Raw genomic sequence first — 20459 nt, 5'->3', positions numbered from 1 at the left:
CGGACTGCGCGCCGTGACGGTCAGCGGACCGTTCTGATCATCTTCTTGTTGACGAACTCCTCGATGCCGTAGCGACCGAGCTCGCGGCCGAACCCCGACCGCTTGACGCCGCCGAACGGGAGCTCGGCCGCCTCGGCACCGACCGCGTTGACGAAGACCATGCCGGTGTCGAGCGCGTCCGCGACGCGGGCGGCCTGCTCGGGGTCGGTCGTGTAGACGTAGGAGCCCAGGCCGTAGGGGGTGTCGTTGGCGATCCGGACCGCGTCCGCCTCGTCGGCGGCCCGGAAGACCATCGCGACCGGGCCGAAGAGCTCCTGATGGTAGGCCGGGTTCTCGGTCGTGACCTCGGTGAGCACGCCCGCGGGGAAGAAGGCGCCCGACCGCTCGCCTTCGGTCGCCAGGGTGGCGCCCGCCGCCACCGCCGCATCGACCTGCGCGGCCAGCCCGTCGGCCGCCGCGACCGAGGACAGCGCCAGGCTGGCGCCGGACTCCAGGATGCGCGCGGTGAACCGCTCGATGAACGCGTCGTAGAGCTCGTCGACGACCACGAACCGCTTGCCCGCGTTGCACGCCTGGCCGGCGTTGGAGAGCCGGGCGTTCGCGGCGGCTTCGACGGTGGCGTCGAGGTCGTCGGCGGAGAGCAGCACGAACGGGTCCGAGCCACCGAGCTCGAGCACGCACTTCTTGAGGTGACGACCGGCGATCTCGGCGACCGCGGCGCCGGCACGCTCGGAGCCGGTCAGCGAGACCCCCTGGATGCGCGGATCCGCGATCACGTCGGCGATCTGCTCGTTGGTGGCGTAGAGGTTGACGTAGGCGCCGTCGGGGAAGCCCGCGTCGCGGAAGATCTGCTCCTGCAGGGCGGCCGAGCGCGGGCACTGCGGCGCGTGCTTGAGCACGATCGTGTTGCCGGTGACCAGGTTCGGGCCGGCGAAGCGGGCGACCTGGTAGACCGGGTAGTTCCACGGCATGATCCCGAGCAGCGGGCCGACCGAGCTGCGCCGGACGACCGCAGTGCCCTCGCCACCCAGCAGGTCGATCGCCTCGTCGGCCAGGAACCGCTCGGCGCGCTCGGCGTAGAAGTCGTAGATCGACGCGGAGAAGACGACCTCACCGGCCGCGCTCGCCAGCGGCTTGCCCATCTCCTCGTGGATCGCCGTGGCGAGCTCGTCGCGGCGCTCGCGGTGCAGCTCCGCGACGCGGGCCAGCAGCGCGGCGCGGTCGGCGACGGTGGAGGTGCGACCCCAGGTGTCGTAGGCGGCGGTCGCGGCGGCGACCGCCGCGGCCACGTCGGCGTCGGTGGCGGTCGGATAGGTCTCGACCAGCTCTCCGGTGGCGGGGTTGCGGACGGCGTACTCGGTCATCAGGGCTCCTGGTTCAGGTCGATCGACACGCGTGGGTCGAGGGCGATGGTGCCGGGGTCGACGACGGAGGAACCGCCGTCGACGGGCAGGACGACGCCGTTGACGTACGACGCCGCGTCGGAGAGCAGCCAGCCGACCGTGGCGGCGACCTCGTCGGGATGGGCAGCCCGGCGCTGCGGGACGATCGCGGTGGCGAGCCGGTACGCCTCGTCGGCGCTGACGCCGCGTGCGGCACCGAGCTCGGCCATCTCCATGTCACCCATCTCGGTCTCGGTCCAGCCCGGGCACACGGCGTTGGCACGCAGGCCGTCGCGGCCGTGGTCGACGGCGAGCGACTGGGTGAGCAGCAGCAGCCCGGCCTTGCTGGCGGAGTAGGCCGCCATCCCGTCGCTGGCCCTCAGCGCCGCGACCGAGGACACCGCGACGAGCGCGCCGCGGGCGGCCAGCAGGTGCGGGAGCGCCTCCCGGACCAGCAGGAACGGCGAGGTGAGGTTGACCCGCAGTGTCTCGTCCCACTGCTCGGGGGTGACCTCGTCGACCCGGCCGACGTGGATGATCCCGTGGTTGACGACGAGGCCGTCGAGCCGGCCGTACGTCGCGATCGTGCCGTCGACGACCCGCGCGATGCCCTCGGGCTTGCTCACGTCCGCGACGATCACCTGGGCGCCGGTCTCCTCGGCGACCGCGCGCAGCGGCGCCTCCCGGCGACCACAGATCACGACCCGGTCGCCACCCCGGGCGAGCAGCCGGGCGACCGCGGCGCCGATGCCCGTGCCTCCGCCGGTGACGAGGACGACCCTGCTCATCGGCTCGATGCCACCTGGTCGAGGAAGTAGTCGACGAGCGCGGCCGCCCGGACCCGTACGTCGGCGTCGAGGGACGCGACGTGCTCCAGGAGCACCTCGGGGTCGAGCCCGCGGCCCCTGGCGTCTTCGGCGCCGCCGTCCTCGACCCAACCGCGGACGCTGTCCGCGTCCACCTCGGGATGGAACTGCACGGCGAGGTTGCGCCGGAGCACGAACGCCTGCGGGGCCGCGGCGTTGGCACCGACGACCGTCGCGTCGGGCGGCGGGACGAACCGGTCGTGGTGCCACTGCGTCCAGATCCCGGCGACAGCCGGGATCCCAGCCACGACCTGCGGACCGATCTCCGGCGCCGGCGACGCGACGACCTCCCCGCCGTGTGCCTGGGCCAGCATCTGGCCGCCGAAGCAGATCCCGAAGACCGGTACGCCGGCCTCGTCCGCCGTACCCAGCAGCTCGAGCTCGGGCTTCACCCAGGAGGCGACCTGGTCGCTGTAGACGCTCCATCGGGCACCGAGCACGAGGACCGCGTCGTAGTCGCGCGGGTCCGGGAAGTCGACGTCCACGCCCGGGTCCTCGAAGCGGTCGGGCGGGATCACCTGGACCCTCTCGAGCTGGTAGCCACGCTCGGCGAACCGCGCCTCGATCCCTCCTGCCGCCAGGTAGTCGTGTCCGAGGAGCAGCAGCCGCTTCGTCTCTGTCGTCATCAGGTCCGTCGTCATCAGGCCATCGCCTCCGCACGCTTCATGACGTCCTTGCAGAACGCCTCCATCTGGGACTTGTCGTCGATGTACATCGACGGCTTGATGCACATCGTGGTGAACCCCTGCTCGAGCTGCTCCGGGATGGAGTCCATCGACTCCCCCAGGTCCGCCAGGGAGTGGTCGTCGGGGAAGCGGTAGCGCACCCCACCCACCATCTCGAGCTCGGCCATGTCCCGGCCGGCCGCCGCCATGGCGTCCCGGATCACCCGCAGGTCCGCGGCGCTCGGTCGCCCGAGCGGGTGGAACCCGTGGCCGTACCTCACCAGCCGCTCGACGACCGCGCCGTGGGCGCGCTGACCACCGAACCACATCCGCGGCCCGTCCGGGCGGAAGGCCTTCGGCTCGAGGTAGATGTCCTCGAAGTCGAAGTAACGGCCGTGGTGGGTGGCCGGCGACTGCCTGAAGACCAGATCCATCACCTCGAGCTGCTCGTCGAGGATCCTGCCGCGCTCGCGGAACGGCACGTCGAGCGCGGCGTACTCGTCCTTGCTCCAGCTCACGCTGGGCTGGACGACCAGGCGGCCCCGCGAGATCAGGTCGAGGGTGCCCAGCTCGCGGGCCAGCATCAGCGGATGGCGCAGCGGGGCCAGCACCGCGGCGCCGACGAGCCGGATCCGCTCGGTGACGCTCGCGATCGCGGAGAACACCATCAGCGAGCTCGGCCACGGCATCAGCGGGTCCTGGTTGCCGGGCATGGCGTAGTCACGGGGGTTGCCCATCACGCCCAGGTCGCTGGCGTCGGGGCCGAGGACGACGTGCTCGGAGATCATCACCGAGTCGAAGCCGGTGTCCTCGGCGATCCGGGACCAGGTGACCAGGTCGTTCAGGTTGCGGCCGTCGGTGATCGTCCAGTTCTCGCTGAGGATCATCAGCATCCGGGGAGCAGGCATCAGGAGGACGCCTCAGTGGGTGTTCGACAGGTCGGGCTTGCGGATGCCGCGGAACTCCCAGTCGCCACCCTGGGCGGTCGAGAGCACCTCCTCGCTCTCGGTCGGCTGGGCGCCGACGTCGCTGCGGATCGGGGTGGGACCCTCGACGATGTGGTTGCGCAGGGTGCCGAGCCCCTCGACCTCGACCTCGACGACGTCGCCGGGGTAGACCGTGCGCGAGATCGCCGGGGTGCCGGACATCAGGATGTCGCCGGGCTGCAGGGTGATCGTGCGCGCGATGTCGGCGACGAGGTAGTGCATGTCCCACTTCATCTCGTCGGTGTTGCCGTCCTGGCGCACCTCACCGTTGACGATCGTGCGGATCCGCTTGTCGTGGAAGTCCCAGCCCTCGACGATGCCGGGGCCGATCGGGCACAGCGTGTCGGCGCCCTTGACCCGCAGCATCGAGCCGGAGTCGGTGTCACGGAAGTCGTGCAGGCCGTAATCGTTGCCGACGGAGTAGCCGCGGATGTAGTCCCCCGCCTCCTCCGGCGAGATGTTGCGCGCGGTCCTCCCGATGACGATCGCGATCTCGCCCTCGTAGTTGAGCCACTTGCAGCCCTGCGGCCGGACCACGGCGGAGTCGTGGGCGTTGAGCGCGGAGACCGGCTTGTGGAAGTACGTCGGTGCCGGCGGCAGCGTCGTCAGCATCTCCTCGACCCGCGAGGAGTAGTTCAGGTGGACGCAGACGATCTTGCTCGGCGTGACCGGTGGCAGGTGGGTGGCGTCTGCGATCGCGACGCTGCGGCCGTCGCCGGCGACGAGGCTCTCACCCTCACGGCGTACGTCGACCGCGTTGCCGTCGAGGAGGATCCGGCGGTGTTCGGTGGTCATCTCGGTGGTTCCTCTCGGGGCTCAGCCGGCGGCCGGGATGTCGGATCCCGGGGCAGTGGTCTGGCGTACGAAGTCGGGGTCGGTCGGGGTCGGGCGGGCGGCCGGGAAGCCACCCTCGGGTCGGTCGAACCACAGGTGCACCTGGCCGGTGCCCACGGAGTTCTCGTACTCGCCGTACTGGCGGCCCGGTGCGGTGCAGTCGACCTCGCCGAGGGCTCCGATCATCATCAGGTAGTGCTGGAACCGTGCCTCCGGCCTGAACCGGTAGAACTCGTCCATCGTGTCGAGCACCTGGGCGTGGTCGCCCTGCTTGAACCAGTCGATGCGCTCGGCATCGGCCGCGGCGGCCTCGGGGGTGAAGATGTGCTCGACGCCGGCCGCCTCGTGGTCGCGCAGCTTCCGCAGCGGCCAGAACGTGTGCGACATGGCGCCGCTCGCGATGAGGAGGACCTTGCGGTCCGACTCGGCGATCGCCGCGCCGAGGGCCCGGCCCAGGCGTAGGGCGTCCTCCCCGTCGGCGGTCTGGCAGACGCCGATCGAGATCCACTTCTTGTCGGGCAGGCCCTGGCCGAGGAACTCCCACACGTTGGTGGTCGCGTAGAAGATCGGCAGCGAGTGGTCGTCGATCGCGGTGATCCAGGTGCTGTGCTCGGGAGCCCTGCTCGCGATCAGGTGGGCCAGCTCGGGGTCTCCGGGGAAGTCGTAGTGCCGGCGGGACATCCCGCGGGGCAGCTCCTCGGAGGTGAACAGCCCGCTGCGGCGGTCCTGCGCCGTCACGACCCACTCGACGGTCGTGGCCCAGTGCGAGTCGAGGACGACGACCGTGTCGTAGTCGACGACGTCGAAGACCTCGCGCCGCAGCTGCTGCAGCCCCGAGACCAGGGTCGAGTCCTCGCCGTTGTTGAGCTCTCGCCGGACCTCCTCCGGCAGCACGATCGTGGGGACGTGCGCGATCAGTCCCGCGCCGACGACCTCACCCATCGGATCCACCTCCCTGCCCCGCCCAGCCGGTGGGCGAGAAGACGCTGTTCTTGATGTCGGTGTAGAAGTCGAAGGACCAGATGCCGCCCTCGCGGCCGATCCCGGAGCGGCCGCTGCCGCCGAACGGCGCGTTGAGGTCGCGGACGAAGAAGCAGTTGACCCAGACCGTGCCGGCGCGCAGCTGCTTCGAGACCCGCTCGGCACGCTCCGGGTCACCGGTGGCCAGTGTCGCGGCGAGTCCGAACCGGGTGTCGTTGGCCTTGGCGACCGCCTCCGCCTCGGTGTCGAAGGGCTCGATGGTGACGACCGGACCGAAGACCTCCTCGGTCATGATCTCCGCGTCGGGGGCGGCGCCGACGAGGATCGTCGGCCGGAAGTAGAGCCCGCCGAGCTCGCGGTTGGGACCGCCGCCGAGCAGGGGGCGGGCACCGTCGGCGACGGCACGTTCGACGAACCCGGAGATCTGCTCGAAGTGGCGCCGGGAGACCAGGGCGGAGACGTCGGTGGACTCCTCGCGCGGGTCGCCCTGGACCAGCTGCGCGGCGCCCGCGACGACCCGCTCGGTGAACTCCTCGACCAGTGAGGAGTGCACGATCATCCGGGCCGCCTTGAGGCAGACCTGGCCGGCGTTGTCGAACTGCTCGACCGCCAGCTCGACCGCGAGGTCGAGGTCGGCGTCCTCGAAGACGATCAGCGGCGACTTGCCCCCGAGCTCGTAGGACAACGGCACGATGTTGGCCGCCGTGGACTTCGAGATGACCCCGGCGGTCGGGACGGACCCGGTGAAGGCGAGCCGGTTGATGTCCGGGTGCGCGGTGAGCGGTGCACCTGCGTCGACGCCGGTGCCCTGCACGACGTTGAACACACCGGCGGGTACGCCGGCCTCGGCCATGATGTCGGCCAGCAGGCTCGCGGTCAGCGGCGCCCACTCCGGCGGCTTGACGACGACGGTGTTGCCGGCGGCGAGCGCGGGACCGATCCGCCAGCTGGCGAGCATGAGCGGCGCGTTCCAGGGCGTGATGATCGCGACCACGCCGGCCGGGTCGTACGTGATCCGCTCGCGGTGGCCGCGGCCCGGCACCTCCATGTCGGGGTGGCCGAGCTGGTGCTCGGCGAAGTCGGCGAAGGAGCGGAAGTTCATCGCGACGCGCGGCATGACGCCGCGGCGGTGCGAGCGCAGCAACGAGCCGTTGTCGCGGGTCTCGACGACGGAGAGGTCCTCGATCCGTGCCTCGATGCCGTCGGCGACGGCCCGCAGGATGTCGCTGCGCTCCTTGACCGACAGGGCCGCCCACGCGGGGAAGGCCGCCCGCGCCGCGGCGACCGCGGCGTCGACCTCGGCCGCCGTGCCGGCGTGGACCTCGGCGAGCGGGGTCTCGTCGATCGGCGAGACGTCGGTGAACGTGGCGGCGGAGGCGACCCGCCGGCCACCGATCCAGTGGCGGGTGTCGACCTCGACACCCTCGACCACGGCGATGTCTGAACTCATCGGACCGCCTCCTTCGCGGGGGTGAGGTCGGCGAGCGAGCTGCCGCCGTCCCAGACCACGCCGACCTGGCGGTAGTAGCCGCCGATGATCTCCTGGACCGGGAGGCGGTGGAGCTCCTCGGTCGGGGACTCGAAGAGCTCGAGCTCGACGTCGCCGGTCCAGGCCGGCCCGGCCTCGAAGGAGCTCGCGCCGGAGGCGATCAGCTCGACGTACGCATCCGGGCTGTCCTTCGCGATGCCCGGGTAGACGCGGTGGTGGGCCATCGGGTGGCCGTTGACGAAGCCGTTGGTGGGCGACTCCTCGCGCAGCGTGAGCACGGCCTGTGCCAAGCGGCGGTCGCCGGCGGCGAGGGTGGCGCCGAAGACACCGCCCGCGGCGACCTGCGGGGCGGCGTGGGCGAAGGGGTGCGGCCGGGTCTGCCACATCGAGCCGAGCTTCTTGGGATAGCCCTGGTGCATGCCGCGGGCGATCGCGAAGTCCTTGTCGACCCAGATGTAGACGCAGCGGGAGTAGGTGACGCCCTCGAAAGAGCAGCGGACGACGACGAACGCCTCCTTGTACTGCGAGCGCACCGGGTCGAGCAGCTCCTCACGGCTGCCGGAGCAGGACTGCCAGTCGGCCCAGATCAGCGCCACCGCACCCGGATCCTCCGGGGCGAGCTCGAGCGGCTCAGGCAGGAGCTCGGCGACGCGAGCCGGATCGGTGCGGTACTCGACCGTGAGGAGGTCGCCGGAGTAGTACCACGGCGGCGACGGGATCACGGACGACTGACCAGTCGCGGTGCGGGGGTAGAAGAACCCCTTCGTGTTGTTCATCGGGCCTCAGATTCAGGTCGAGAAGAAAGATCGTTCGGATCCGTACGATAGTCACAGCCGGACCGAAAGACCACCCTTGCCAGCAAACTTGTCCGGAGATATTGTTCGGATCCAAACGATCTATGGAGAAGCGCTGCCCCGCAACGCACCGAACGGATGGAGACCAGCCGTGGACAAGCCGCCCTACGTCCCATTGGCCGATGTCGACCTCGTCGATCTCGACCGCTTCACGGGCCCCGAGGCCTGGGGCATGCTCGACACTCTTCGCAAGGAGTCCCCGGTCCACTTCCAGCGTGAGACCGACGGTGGCAGCGGCTTCTGGGCCGTGACCCGCCACGCCGACATCTGTGCCGTCGACAAGGACCCGGAGACCTTCACCTCGACCAACTTCGTCAACCTCGAGGAGGTGGACGAGGACCTGCAGGAGGAGCGCCGCTCCATCCTCGAGATGGACGGCGTCCGCCACCGCGCGCTGCGCAAGCTGATCTCGCGCGAGTTCAGCCGGCCCAACCTGATGCGCAACTACGAGGCGCTGCTGCGTGACATCACCCGCGCGACCGTCGACGCGGCGCTCGCCAAGGGCGAGTTCGACTTCGTCGCCGACGTCAGCGCGGACTTCCCGATCCAGGTGCTGGCCCGGCTGCTCGACGTACCTCAGGAGAAGACGGGCCAGCTCATCGACTGGGGCAACGAGATCATCGGCTTCACCGACCCGGAGCACGCGAAGATCCTGATCTCGGACCCGGAGAGCGAGAAGTACAAGCACCTGCCGTTCCGCTCCCCCGTCTCGCAGGAGGTCTTCGACTACGGCCGCGAGCTCGCCGCGGACCGCAGGGGCGGCGACGGCAACGACCTGGTCAGTCAGCTCGTCAACAAGATCCCCGAGGACGGCCAGGCCATGTCGGCCTCCGAGTACGACTCGTACTTCCTGCTCCTCGTGGTCGCCGGCAACGAGACCACCCGGCACACGATCACCCACTCGATGCTCGCCCTCCTCGAGCACCCCGAGCAGCTCGCCAAGCTCCAGGCCGACCCGTCGCTCATCCCGGACGCGGTCGAGGAGTTCCTGCGCTGGGCCTCACCCGTCTACCACTTCCGTCGCACCGCCACCCGCGACGTCGAGCTCGGCGGCCAGGAGATCAAGGAGGGCGACAAGGTCGTCATGTGGTTCGCCTCCGGCAACCGCGACGAGGACGTCTTCGAGCGCCCCTACGACTTCGACGTCACCCGTCGCAACATCGACCACGTCACCTTCGGCAAGGGCAGCCCGCACCTGTGCATGGGCAACAACCTCGCCCGGATGGAGATCCGGCTGATGTTCGAGGAGCTCATCCCCCGGCTGAGGACGATCGAGCTCAACGGCGAGGTACGCCGCGTCCGCAGCAACTTCGTCAACGGGATCAAGACCCTCCCGGTCAAGGTCACCACCAACGACTGAGCGCGGCCGGTTCAGGGGCGCACCTCGTAGACGTTGTTGAACGGCGTCTGCGCTGCGATCCGGAACCTGGTGAACCCGGCTGCGGTCACGACGTCCCGGATCCGGGTGGGCCCCGCCTGGGTACCGAGGGCGGCACCGACCGGCTGGGACAGCGAGGCGGGCGTGCACAGGAGGGTGGAGAAGCCGTAGTAGGCCCGGCCGACCGGGTTCAGGTTGTCCTCGAGGTGGTCACCGGCGGCCGGCTCGACGATCATCCAGGTGCCGTCGGGGGCGACGGCGCTGCGTACGTGGCGGGCGGCTCCCACCGGGTCGCCCATGTCGTGCAGGCAGTCGAACATGGTCACCAGCTCGTAGCCGTCGCCGGAGAACTCCGTCGCCGAGGCCACCTCGAAGGTGAGGTGACCGCCGACGGCGGCACGCTCCCGGGCGGTGGCGACCGAGTCCGCGTGGTAGTCCGAGCCGGTGAAGACCGAACGCGGGAAGGCCGTCGCCATCAGCACGGTGGAGGCGCCGTGGCCGCAGCCGACATCGGCGACCGGCGCCCCCGCCTCGAGCTTCTCGACGACGCCGTCGAGCGCCGGGAGCCAGGCCGGGACGAGGTTCGCGGCGTAGCCCGGGCGGAAGAACCGCTCGCAGCCCTCGTGCACGTCGCCGTTGTGCTCGTGCCAGCCGAGACCGGTGGCGCTCCGGGCGGCGTCGATGACCCGGTGCGAGTCGCGAGCCGTGCCGAGGGCGATCTGGAAGAAGCCCGGCAGGTACGCAGGACTGGTCTCGTCGGTCAGCGCGACGGCGTGCTCGGGCGGCAGAGTGAAGCGTTCGGTGGCGGCGTCGAAGGTGACGAACTCCCCGGCTGCCTGCGCGCTGAGCCACTCCCGGGCGTACGGCAGCCCGGTCTCCGTCCGGGCGGCGAGCTCCTCGGGCGTGGTCGGACCGTGCTCGGCGAGGTCGCGGTAGTAGCCGAGCTCGTCCCCCATGCGCACCAGCGCGCAGTTGAGGGTCGCCCCGACCTCCCCGACGGCGCGGAAGACGAACGCCATCAGCTTGTCGGTGTCGATATCCCCGGTGTCGATCTCCCCGGTGTCGATCTGGCTGGTGCTCATGATGCTCCCCCTCAGGTTTCTCCTCCGACCGGTCGGTCCGCTCGGAAGGTGCCCTGACGCTAGGACCGCGCGGCATTAGGATCAACGGAGGTTCCTAACGAGGTATTAGTGATGCTGATAGGCCAGGTGAGAGGCGTACGCGTCCTGTGCGAGGTTGCCGCCCAGGGTTCGTTCTCGGCTGCGGCGCGGGCGCTGGGCCTGACCCAGTCCGCGGTCAGCCAGCACGTCGCGGCGCTCGAGCGCGAGGCCGGGCTGCCGCTCGTCGACCGGGGAACCCGACCGGTCGAGCTCACCGAGGCCGGCGCCGTGCTGGTCCGGCACGGCCGAGCGATCATGGCCCAGCTGGAAGGTGCGGAGCAGGCGCTCGCCGCGATCAGCGGCCGGCGGGCCGGACGGCTCCGGCTGGGCAGCTTCCCGACGGCGCTGACGACCTTCGTCCCCGAGGCGGTGCGGAGCCTGCGTGCGGCCGCTCCCGACCTGGTGCTCACCGTGGTGGACGACCACATGCAGGACCTGCTCCCTCGGCTCGCCGCGGGCGAGCTCGATCTCGCCGTCGTCTACGAGAACCCGACGGCGCCCGACGACACCCTCGGCCGGCTGGCGACGGTGCCGCTGTTCGACGATCCCTACCGGGTGCTGCTCCCCGACGGCCACCGGCTGGCGCGGCGCACGACGCCGCTGTCCCTGGCCGACCTCTCCGACGAGGTCTGGATCGGCGGACGGCCGGGCAGCGCCTGGTTCCGGATCCTGCTGCACGGGTGCCGGGTCGCGGGCTTCGAGCCGCGCACCCTGCTCACCACGGACGACCACCGCGCCGTGCAGGCGTTCGTGGCCGCCGGACTCGGTGTCGGGGTGGTGCCCGGGCTCGCCGCGTCCTTCCCCTCGCCCGGGGTCGTGGTGCGCGACCTGGCCACCGACGCTCCGGTACGCCGCATCGGCATCGCCCACCCGCCTGGCGAGCCCGTGCCGCCGCCGGTCACCGCGATGACCGGGATCCTCCTCGACCTCACCCGGGGCCGGCGACGCCCACGAGAGGGACGACCTCACGCATGACGCGCTCGAGCTGACGCTCGTGGTCGGCCACGGGCCACACGAACAGCAGGTCCGTGCCGGCCTCGGCGTACGCACGCAGCAGTGCCGCGCACCTCCCGGGCGGGCCGACGAGGACCCGGCCACGCAGGTCGTCCTCCGTGCGGCGGAGCAGCGCGGCCAGTCGGCCCAGCCACCGCGCTTCCTCGCCCGCATCGTCGGTCACGAAGGTCCACATCGTCGCGACCGCGCAGGGAAGTCCGTGCGCCGCCCGGCCGGACGCGACCTGCGCGGGCGTCGTGTTGTAGGCGGAAGCCAGCCAGCCGTCGCCCAGGCGGGCGACTCGGCGCAGCCCGGCCGGCGATCCCCAGCTTCCGATCCAGATCGGCGGTCCGTCCGGACGCACCGGCCGGGGCTCGAGCACCGGCACCCCAGTGCCCGGTGACCGACCCAGATGCGCCCGGAGTGCGCGCACCGAGGCCTCGAAGGCCGCCCAGCGGTCCTCGTACTCCAGCCCGGCCAGGGCATGGTCCGTCGGCGAGGAGCCGGGGCCCACGCCGAGCACGAGCCGCCCTCCGGACAGGACGTCCAGGGCGGCGGCTGCCTTCGCGAGCGCCGCGGGTCCACGGATCGCGGGCAGCGCGACGGTGGTGGCGAGGGTGAGGTCGCCGCTGGCCTCGAGCACACCGGCCAGCGCGACGATCCCGTCGAGCCATGGCCGTGGGAAGTGCAGGTGGTCGTTGGCGGCCAGCGCCCGGAAACCGAGCTCCAGCGCCGTTCGTGCATAGCTCGTCAGTCCGGCCACGTCCCACGCGCCGCCCGGCCGGTCCAGCGGCTCGAGCAGCGGCAGGTGCGCGCCGTACTCCATCGGCTCAGCCCTCGTCGGCCACCAGGCGGCGCAGGATCTTGCGGACCTGCAGGGCAGCGGCGTCGGCGGCGACGTTGACGTCCTCGCCGTAGCCGTCGCGGTCGATGACGCGCTGCATGGTCTCGAGGATCTCGCGGACCTTCAGGTAGTAGGACTCGAAGATCGGCCGGATCATGTCGGTCACCTCCGGAGCGGAGGCGAAGTTGCGGCTCACCCGCCAGATGTGGCGCGTGGTGCCGCCGTCGACGGGGGTCACGGCATGGGTGAACCAGAACGTCTGCGGCCCACCCTGCTCCTCGGGCACCTGGACGTCCCAGCGGTCGGTCCACAGCCCCGGCGCCAGGAAGGCGCCCTCCTCGCGCTGCGGGAAGGCGGCGCCGGGCGGCACGTCGGTGAGCTTGGCCTGCCACTCCGGCATCGGCGCCGCGGGCCAGTCGCGGTGGAAGTGCACCGTCGTCTCGGTGATCTCGACCTCGAGCGCCGGCGCGACGCCGGTGAGTGCCGGGGGTGAGATGACGGGGTCGACGACCGCGACATGGGTGATGTCGGCGAAGTTGTCGTGCAGCAGGCGTACGTCGGCAGCGGTCTCCCACTGCCCACCGAAGGTCTCCCAGGCCGGATCGGTGAGCCACGGGGTCGCGACGGGCGGACGGCGCTCGGCCAACGACCGCTCGCCGAGCCAGACCCAGACGAGCCCGCCCTCCTCCATGACCGGGTAGGCGGGCACCTGCGCGCCGTAGGGGACCTGGGCCTGCGACGGGACCCGCACGCAGGCACCGGTGCGGTCGTAGGCGAACCCGGAGTAGCCGGAGACGATCGTGTCGCCCTCGACCCTGCCCAGGCTGAGCGGGTAGGGCCGGTGCGCGTCTCGGTCACCGAGGGCGACGACGGAGCCGTCGCCCGTGCGGAAGAGCACGATCGGCGTACCGAGGGCGCGGGTGCCGAAGGGCGTGGTGCCGACCTCGGTGGAGGCGGCGAGGGCGTACCAGGCGTTGTGCGGGTAGCCGGTGGTGCCGTGGTCTCTCATGGCGGCGTACCTCCTCACAGGTCCAGGGTCAGCCGGTCGGTCCGGCACCGGGAGACGCAGATCATCATGAACTCGTTGGACTCCTTCTCCTCGTCGTTGAGGATCGAGTCACGGTGGTCGACCTCGCCCTCGACGATCTCGGTCTCGCAGGTGCCGCAGACCCCCTCGAGGCAGGACCCGACGACACTGACCCCGGCGTCCCGGCACACCTCGAAGACCGACCTGTCGGCCGGCACGGTCAGGGTGAGACCCGAGCGCTGGAGGACCAGCTCGAACTCGCTGTCGCCGCCCGCGTCCGGCTCGGCGGCCTTGGCGGCGAACCGCTCCAGGTGGAGGCTCCCCGACGGCCACGACGCGCATCCGGCCTCGACCGCGTCCAGCAGGCCGGTGGGGCCGCAGGTGTAGACCAGCGTCCCCGGCTCCGGCGCCCCCAGCAGGGCGTCGAGATCGGGGAAGCCCGCCTCGTCCTGCGGCAGCAGGGTCACCTTGTCACCGTACCCGGCGAGCTCGTCCACGAAGGCCATCGAGGAGCGCGAGCGGCCGCCGTAGACGAGGCGCCAGTCGGCACCGGAGGCCTCGGCCTCGGCGATCATCGGCAGCATCGGGGTGATCCCGATGCCGCCGGCGATGAAGAGGTAGCGCGGCGAGGCGACCATCGGGAAGTGGTTGCGCGGCCCCCGGACGCGGACCACGCTCCCTGTCCCGAGCTCGTGCACCGCCTTGGAGCCGCCCCGGCTGTCCGGGGTGCGGAGCACCCCGACGCGCCAGCGGCCGCTGTCGGACGGGCTCCCGCACAGGGAGTACTGCCGCACCAGCCCGTCGCCGAGGACGAGGTCCACATGCGCACCGGGTGTCCACGGCGGCAGCGCCGAGCCGTCGGCCGCCGCGAGGGTCAGGGTCAGTACGTCGGTGGCCGACTCGACCGCCTCGACGATGGTCAGGTCCGCCTCGAACTCGCGGACGATGGGCTGCGTCGTCACTTGATATCTCCTCCCGCCGGCCACCTCACAGGTGGTAGGCGTACTCCCGGAACTCCCAGTCGGTCACGTACTGGCCGAAGCGCTCCAGCTCGTTGCGCTTGTAGGCGACGAACGTCGAGACGAACTCCGGCCCGAGGATCTCGGCGAGGTCCTTGTCCTCCTCGAGCGCACCGAGCGCGGCCGAGAGGTCCTCGGGCAGCCGGTCCGCCTTGGCGAGGTCGTAGCCGTAGCCCTCGAGCTTGGCGGGCGGCTCGAGGCCGTCGCGGATGCCGAGGTACGCCGCCGCGAGCAGGCCGGCGATCGCGAGGTAGGGGTTCGCCGAGGCATCGCCGAGGCGCAGCTCCATCCGTGAGGCCCGGCCGCGCTCCGGCGGGATGCGCACCATCGCGCTGCGGTTGTCCAGGCCCCAGTCGACCAGCCACGGCGCGAGCGTGTCGGGGCCGAACCGCTTGTAGGAGTTGATGGTCGGGTTGTTGATCGCGGCCAGCGCCGGCGCGTGCGCCAGGACACCGGCGATCGCCGAGCGGGCGATCTTCGAGAGCCCGTCCTCCCCCTCCGGGTCGTCGAACAGCGGCCTGCCGTCGTCGTCGAGCGTGGAGAAGTGGAGATGGAAGCCCGAACCGCCCTCGTCGTTGAACGGCTTCGCCATGAAGGTCGCCATCTTGCCCCGGCGCCGGGCCAGCTCCTTGACCGCGGTCTTGAACCGGAAGGCCCGGTCGGCGGCGTCGAGCGCCTCGGAGTGCCACAGGTTGATCTCGAACTGGCCGCTGGAGAACTCGTGGTTGGCGGCGACCACGTCGATGTCGTACGCCGCCAGCTCGCGCAGCGAGGACAGCAGCAGGTTCTCCGGATCGCCCTTGAGGCCGGACACGTAGACGTTGCCGGTGGCCTCACCGTAGCGGCGGTAGCCGTTGACCGCGGTGTCGTCCTTCTCGACGACGTAGAACTCGAGCTCGGGTCCGGCGACCGGGGTCATGCCGAGCTCGGAGAACTGCTGCACCACCCGCTTGAGGACCATCCGCGGGCTCTCCTCCGAGGGCGTACCGTCGGGGTTGTAGACGTCGGCGATGACGTGCGCGACGCCGGGCTCCCACGGCACCTTCCGCGCCGTGGCGACGTCGGGGAAGGCGACGATGTCGGGCAGTCCCGCCGAGAGCCCGCCGGCGATGTCGACCACGTCGCCCATCGGCGAGGTGCCGTAGACGGAGCGGCAGAACGCGACGCCGTCCCCGACCGTACGGTCGAAACGGTCGACCAGGATGTCGCGGCCGCGCTCGGTGCCGATCAGGTCGCTGTAGCCGATCCGGACGATGTCGATGTCGTCGGCCCGGAGCTGGGCGGCCAGCTCGCGCAGGGCGTCTTCGTCAAAGTGTCCCATCGAGGAGTCCTTCTTCTGCGTCAGTTCTGGGTCAGTGGATGGAGGCGGCGGTGTCGAACCGCTCGAGGTCGGTGTTGAGGCCGTCGTACGCATCGGGCCGGCTGTTCCGCAGATACAACGCCTGCCCGACGCCGATGACCAGAGCGAGCACGAGCAGCCACGGCAGGCTCGTGATGGCCCTCTCGGTGGAGCCGGCCACGACGTCGAAGTGGGTCACGGCCATCACGACGATGAACGAGAGCCCGACGAATCCGATCGCGGGCGCGACGAGCGTGCTCCAGATGCGCGGGTCGCCCGTACGCCGGAAGTGCACGACGATCGAGAGCGCGGCGAGCGCCTGCAGCACGACGATGGCGAGGGTGCCGAAGCCGAGCATCGCGGGCACCACCTGCAGGATCGGGTCCAGGCCGGCGATTCGGAACGCGGCGGCGACCAGCAGCGCGAAGCCGGCCTGCAGGGTCCCGGCGACGACGGGCGATCCGGCCGCATTGGTGCGGGAGAGCGCCTTGGGCAGGACGCCGGCACGTCCGAGCGAGAACAGGTAGCGGGTGGCCGAGTTGTGGAAGGCGAGCATCGCCGCGAAGAGGCTGACCAGCAGCAGCACCATCATCACCTTCATCATGAACTCGCCGAGGTACTCCGCGCCGAGGCTGAAGACGAGGTCACCGGCCTCGAGGTGGTCGATGCTCGTCTGCTGCGCCTGCGCGACCCCGGTGGCGCTGACCACGGCCCACGTGGTGACGGCGAGCAGCAGGCCGATGATGGTGATCGCCAGGTAGGTCGCCCGGGGGATCGTCTTGAGCGGGTTCTTGGCCTCCTCGCTGAACAGCGACGTGGCCTCGAAGCCGAGGAAGCCGGTGGCGGCGAGCAGCAGGCCGATCGACAGCGAGCCCGAGGTGATCGCGTCGGCGGAGAAGGCGGAGATGTCGTATCCGGTCTTGACCAGCACCGCGACGTCGAAGATCACCAGGATCGCGGTCTCCAGGACCAGTGACACCCCCAGCACCTTCGAGCTGAAGTCGATGCCTCTGACCGCCATCAGGTAGGCCACGACCATCGACGCGGCGCCCCACAGGAACCAGTTCAGGCTGATGCCGAAGAGGAAGTCGATCAGCACCATCATGAAGAAGCCGCTGGTGCCGATCGTCCCGACGACGAAGAAGTTGTAGCCGATGGTCGCGATGTAGCCGGCGGCCAGGCCCGCCGGGCGCCCGAGCCCCTTGACCACGAAGGCGTAGAAACCGCCCGCGTTGACCAGCTGGCTCGACATCTTGCCGTAGCCGATGGCGAACATCAGGAGGACGGCGGCGACCGCCAGGAACGAGAACGGCGCCCCTCCCCCGTTGCCGAACGCGATGGCCAGGGAGGCGACGACCACCATTCCGGTGAGCGGCGCCACAGCGGCGAGGACCAGGAACACGATGGCTCCGACCCCGATCGCGTTCTTGCGCAATGTGGTGTTGACGGTGTCCGACACGGGGACTCCTTCGCTTTCGCGCCAACCGGAGCCGGCGGTCACCGGCACTCGTCGCCGGATCGTTCGGATCCGTACGATAATCCCAATGTGACCCAGCACACCATCCCCCAAGGCGATGTTTTGAGGAAAATGTTTGTTTCCTAACGATCACATCGACGGGTGCGCTGATTAGGCTGACCTCATGCCGGATCACCACACGCTCGAGGAGACCGAGCGCGCCATGAAGGACCACGTGGGCAATCTGCCGCTGGACTTCGCCGCCGCCAATGCCTTGTCCAACCTGTTCCGTGCCGCAAACGCGGTCCGCAGCGAGCTCACCAACCGGGTGCTGCGCAAGCACGACATGACCTGGACGGGCTTCGTGGTCCTGTGGGTGGTGTGGATCTGGGACGGCATGGAGACCCGGCACGTCGCCGAGTCCGCCGACATCTCCAAGGCGACCCTCACCGGGGTCGTGAGGACGCTCGAGGGCCGCGGCATGATCGCCCGCGAGGGCGACGAGAAGGACCGCCGTCTGGTCCGCCTGCGGCTCACCAGCGAAGGCACCGAGCTGATGGAGCGGATCTACCCCGAGTTCAACGCGGTCGAGTCCGAGATCATCAGCCAGCTGGCCGAGCGCAGGGTCAGCACCCTGACCAAGACCCTGCGCGACGTCGTCAACGCAGCCGAGGGCCAGAACAGCCCCTAGGAGATCGCGCGATCCCGGGCCGCGTCGACCAGGGCGCGGAACAGCCCGGCCTGGGCCGGGTCGGTGGCCGCGGTGTCCTCCGGATGCCACTGCACACCCAGGTACCAGCCGCGCGAGGACGCGAGCTCGACCGCCTCGATGACACCGTCGGCCGAGTGCGCCACGGCACGCATGCCCTCGCCGGGGCGCCCGATCCCCTGGTGATGGAAGCAGGAGATCCTGGGCGTCGTCCCGACGATGCCGGCCAGCAGGGCGTCCGGCTCGACCGCGATCTCGTGGACGACGTGCCGGTGAGTACGCTCCCCCAGGTCCTGGATCAGATCGCCACCGAGCGCGACGTTCACCACCTGGTTGCCGCGGCAGATCGCGAACAGCGGAAGGCCCGAGCCGAGCGCGTGCCGGGCGACGGCCAGGTCGAAGGCGTCCTGCTCCTCGTCGACGTCGTACTCCGTCGCGTGCGCCTCCTGGCCCGCCCACCGGGCGGCGAGGTCGCCGCCGCCCGGGAGCAGCACGCCGTCGGCGTACCAGAGCCGGGCAGCCACCTCGGTGTCGTCGACCTCGGCACCCGGCGCGACCGGGTGCACGACGAGCGGCTCGCCGCCGGCGGCGTACACCGCGTCGAGGAGGGCGCGCGCGGTGACGTCGGCGCCGTAGCGCAGCGCCGAGGCCGACGCCGAGAACCGCGCCGGGATCGCGATCAGCGGCCGGCGGCTCATCGGGCGATGAGGGGTGGCAGGTGGTCCTCGACGAAGCGCGTCTCGCGCTCCCACGCGGCGGCGAAGTCGAGCACACCTGCGTCGTCGTGGTTGCGGCCGATGACCTGGAGACCGATCGGCAGGCCGTCGCCGCTGAACCCGCCCGGAACCGCGAGCGTGGGCGCCCCCAGCAGGGTGCCGATCGCGGTCACCTCCATCCAGCGGTGGTAGGACGACATCGCCGTGCCGTGGATCTGCTTCGGCCAGGTCTCCTCGGCGTCGAACGGGAAGATCTGCGCGGTCGGGAGGACGACGTAGTCGTAGGTCTCGAAGAGCTGCCGGAAGGCCTGATACATCGCCGTACGCTTCACCGACCCGTTCCACGCGTCGATGCCGGAGATGGCGGGGTTGCCGTCGGCACCGGTGAGCAGCCCCTCGACCTCGTAGATCGCCTCGGGCTTCATCTTCTCCCGCAGCTGCGGGTTGTCGTGGAGCGGCTTGAGGATGCCGCCGATCAGCCAGTGCCGGAAGACCAGCCAGGTTGGCCACAGGTCGGCGTTGCCCGCGAACCCCGGAGCGGTCGGGAGCGCGTCGACCTTGTCGACCTCGATGCCCATCCCCCGCATCCGGTGGACGGCCGCGCCGGTCACCTCGAGAACTTCGGGGTCCATGGGCAGGTAGCCGCCGAGGTCGGCCATCCAGGCCACCCGGTGCCCGCGCATCGACACCTTGCCCGGCTTGCCGGGCTGCCGGAGCTCGACGTCCCGCTCGATCGACAGCGGTGCCCGGACGTCGTACCCGGCGAGGGTGTCGAGAAAGAGGGCGAGGTCGGTGGCGGTGCGCGCGATCGGACCCTCGGTCCCGCCCTGCTGCACGAACTGCTCGTTGCCGACTCCCGGCACCCGGCCGTACGACGGGCGCAGGCCGAGCACGTTGTTCCAGCCCGGCGGGTTGCGCAGGGAGCCGAAGAAGTCGCTGCCGTCGGCGACGGGGAGCATCCGGAGGGCGACCGCGACGGCCGCGCCGCCGCTGCTGCCGCCCGCGGACCTGCTCTGGTCGTAGGCGTTGAACGTGGTGCCGAAGACGTTGTTGTAGGTATGCGAGCCCAGACCGAACTCGGGGGTGTTGGTCTTGCCGATGAAGATCGCACCCGCCGACCTCATCCGCTCGACTACGAGCGCGTCCGCCGTCGCCGGCGAGGCGGCCGGCACCCCGGGTTGCCCGAAGAAGCCGAGCGAGGTCGGCATGCCCTTGACGTTGGCGAGATCCTTGGCAGCCTGGGGGAACCCGTGCATCCAGCCCTGGTACGTCCCCGCCGCCAGCAGTCGGTCCTTCCCTGCCGCCTCCTCCAGGAGCTCGGCGCGTGGCCGCAGGGCGACGATCGCGTTGACCTTCGGGTTCACCGCTTCGATCCGGTCGAGGTACGCCGACATCACCTCGACACAGGTGACCGTTCGGCGCCGGATCGCCACGGAGAGCTCCGCCGCGCTCCAGGCGACGATCCGGCTCAGGTCCGCCGGCCGCTTCACGCTGGGCCACACTACGCTCGGCGCGGATGGCGCCGCCCCCGCGGCGGGCGCGACGCCGATGAGCGCCCCCACCGCGGACGCACCGGCAACCAGCGACCGCCGCGACAGCTGGGCGTGTCCTTCGGAACCCGGGGTGCCGACATCCGAGGAAAATGGAGACGCCATGGCAACGTCCTCTCGACATAGGAAGTCATTCAGATACGAACGATCTCGTTCGGGACCGAACGTATTGTGAATCACGCCACTCCGCAAGAGGAGGTCCACAGATCCG

Annotated in this window: 19 protein-coding genes; 3 read left to right on the top strand and 16 right to left on the bottom strand. The window is 70.7% G+C overall.

The features are described from left to right. Positions 1–20: 20 nt before the first annotated feature. Genes BLT25_RS16485 through BLT25_RS16450 form a run of 8 tightly spaced genes read right to left on the bottom strand, consistent with a single transcriptional unit; the run spans position 21 to position 7979 of the window. Entirely contained in the window at positions 21–1364 is a 1344-nt protein-coding gene (locus BLT25_RS16485; RefSeq protein WP_091048056.1) for an aldehyde dehydrogenase family protein, read from the bottom strand. Next, a complete protein-coding gene (locus BLT25_RS16480; RefSeq protein ID WP_091048054.1) occupies positions 1364–2170 on the bottom strand; it encodes an SDR family NAD(P)-dependent oxidoreductase in 807 nt (268 codons plus the stop codon). Before BLT25_RS16480 ends, BLT25_RS16485 begins: the two co-directional genes overlap by 1 nt. After that, the gene (locus BLT25_RS16475) at positions 2167–2874 is read right to left on the bottom strand and encodes a type 1 glutamine amidotransferase (protein WP_091048822.1); all 708 of its coding nucleotides are present in this window, start codon (positions 2872–2874) and stop codon (positions 2167–2169) included. The genes BLT25_RS16480 and BLT25_RS16475 overlap by 4 nt, the downstream gene beginning before the upstream one ends. Before the next feature lie 14 nt (positions 2875–2888). Continuing rightward, on the bottom strand, positions 2889–3821 hold the full coding sequence (locus BLT25_RS16470; RefSeq protein ID WP_256328632.1) for a TIGR03619 family F420-dependent LLM class oxidoreductase: 933 nt from the start codon (positions 3819–3821) through the stop codon (positions 2889–2891). 12 nt (positions 3822–3833) lie between these two features. Then, positions 3834–4694: a fumarylacetoacetate hydrolase family protein gene (locus tag BLT25_RS16465; RefSeq protein WP_091048049.1), complete on the bottom strand. Its 861-nt coding sequence runs from the start codon at positions 4692–4694 to the stop codon at positions 3834–3836. 21 nt (positions 4695–4715) lie between these two features. After that, positions 4716–5675 (bottom strand): DODA-type extradiol aromatic ring-opening family dioxygenase, encoded by a 960-nt coding sequence (locus tag BLT25_RS16460; protein WP_091048048.1) that lies wholly within the window; start codon positions 5673–5675, stop codon positions 4716–4718. Next, the gene (locus tag BLT25_RS16455; RefSeq protein ID WP_091048045.1) at positions 5668–7164 is read right to left on the bottom strand and encodes an aldehyde dehydrogenase family protein; all 1497 of its coding nucleotides are present in this window, start codon (positions 7162–7164) and stop codon (positions 5668–5670) included. Before BLT25_RS16455 ends, BLT25_RS16460 begins: the two co-directional genes overlap by 8 nt. Then, positions 7161–7979 carry an acetoacetate decarboxylase family protein gene (locus BLT25_RS16450; RefSeq protein WP_091048044.1) on the bottom strand — a complete coding sequence of 273 codons (819 nt, stop codon included), beginning with the start codon at positions 7977–7979 and terminating at the stop codon, positions 7161–7163. The genes BLT25_RS16455 and BLT25_RS16450 overlap by 4 nt, the downstream gene beginning before the upstream one ends. A gap of 169 nt (positions 7980–8148) precedes the next feature. Here BLT25_RS16450 and BLT25_RS16445 point away from each other — a divergent pair, with 169 nt between their 5' ends. Next, positions 8149–9417, top strand: coding sequence for a cytochrome P450 (locus BLT25_RS16445; RefSeq protein WP_256328631.1), 1269 nt, complete (start codon positions 8149–8151; stop codon positions 9415–9417). 11 nt (positions 9418–9428) lie between these two features. Here the strand turns inward: BLT25_RS16445 and BLT25_RS16440 are convergent, their stop codons facing one another. Further along, positions 9429–10517, bottom strand: a complete 1089-nt coding sequence (locus tag BLT25_RS16440; RefSeq protein WP_091048041.1) for a class I SAM-dependent methyltransferase — start codon at positions 10515–10517, stop codon at positions 9429–9431. A 111-nt stretch (positions 10518–10628) separates the two neighbouring features. On the opposite strand from BLT25_RS16440, the gene BLT25_RS16435 reads away from it, so the two are divergent. Further along, positions 10629–11570: a LysR family transcriptional regulator gene (locus BLT25_RS16435; protein WP_143033778.1), complete on the top strand. Its 942-nt coding sequence runs from the start codon at positions 10629–10631 to the stop codon at positions 11568–11570. Here BLT25_RS16435 and BLT25_RS16430 read toward each other — a convergent pair. Genes BLT25_RS16430 through BLT25_RS16410 form a run of 5 tightly spaced genes read right to left on the bottom strand, consistent with a single transcriptional unit; the run spans position 11524 to position 17276 of the window. Next, positions 11524–12414, bottom strand: a complete 891-nt coding sequence (locus BLT25_RS16430) for an LLM class flavin-dependent oxidoreductase (protein ID WP_091048036.1) — start codon at positions 12412–12414, stop codon at positions 11524–11526. The two genes, BLT25_RS16435 and BLT25_RS16430, sit on opposite strands and share 47 nt — an antisense overlap. A gap of 4 nt (positions 12415–12418) precedes the next feature. Continuing rightward, positions 12419–13441, bottom strand: coding sequence for an aromatic ring-hydroxylating oxygenase subunit alpha (locus tag BLT25_RS16425; RefSeq protein ID WP_091048034.1), 1023 nt, complete (start codon positions 13439–13441; stop codon positions 12419–12421). A gap of 14 nt (positions 13442–13455) precedes the next feature. Further along, positions 13456–14421 carry a PDR/VanB family oxidoreductase gene (locus BLT25_RS16420; protein WP_256328629.1) on the bottom strand — a complete coding sequence of 322 codons (966 nt, stop codon included), beginning with the start codon at positions 14419–14421 and terminating at the stop codon, positions 13456–13458. Positions 14422–14446: 25 nt separating this feature from the next. Further along, positions 14447–15799, bottom strand: a complete 1353-nt coding sequence (locus BLT25_RS16415) for a glutamine synthetase family protein (protein WP_091048031.1) — start codon at positions 15797–15799, stop codon at positions 14447–14449. 31 nt (positions 15800–15830) lie between these two features. Then, positions 15831–17276, bottom strand: a complete 1446-nt coding sequence (locus BLT25_RS16410; protein WP_091048030.1) for an APC family permease — start codon at positions 17274–17276, stop codon at positions 15831–15833. A gap of 181 nt (positions 17277–17457) precedes the next feature. Between BLT25_RS16410 and BLT25_RS16405 the strand changes: the two genes are divergently transcribed. Next, positions 17458–17964 carry a MarR family winged helix-turn-helix transcriptional regulator gene (locus BLT25_RS16405; RefSeq protein ID WP_091048027.1) on the top strand — a complete coding sequence of 169 codons (507 nt, stop codon included), beginning with the start codon at positions 17458–17460 and terminating at the stop codon, positions 17962–17964. On the opposite strand, the gene BLT25_RS16400 is transcribed toward BLT25_RS16405, so the two are convergent. Together BLT25_RS16400 and BLT25_RS16395 are read right to left on the bottom strand one after the other, a co-directional pair. Beyond that, positions 17961–18680, bottom strand: a complete 720-nt coding sequence (locus tag BLT25_RS16400; RefSeq protein WP_091048026.1) for a gamma-glutamyl-gamma-aminobutyrate hydrolase family protein — start codon at positions 18678–18680, stop codon at positions 17961–17963. The genes BLT25_RS16405 and BLT25_RS16400 overlap by 4 nt on opposite strands. Then, entirely contained in the window at positions 18677–20353 is a 1677-nt protein-coding gene (locus BLT25_RS16395; RefSeq protein WP_091048022.1) for an amidase, read from the bottom strand. The genes BLT25_RS16400 and BLT25_RS16395 overlap by 4 nt, the downstream gene beginning before the upstream one ends. Between the last annotated feature and the right edge of the window lie 106 nt (positions 20354–20459).

Origin of the sequence: Nocardioides sp. YR527, assembly GCF_900101045.1 — a bacterium.
Classification (GTDB): Bacteria; Actinomycetota; Actinomycetes; order Propionibacteriales; family Nocardioidaceae; genus Nocardioides.
The sequence above is the reverse complement of the archived record's forward strand: the minus strand, read 5'-3'. Positions and strand labels throughout refer to the sequence as shown.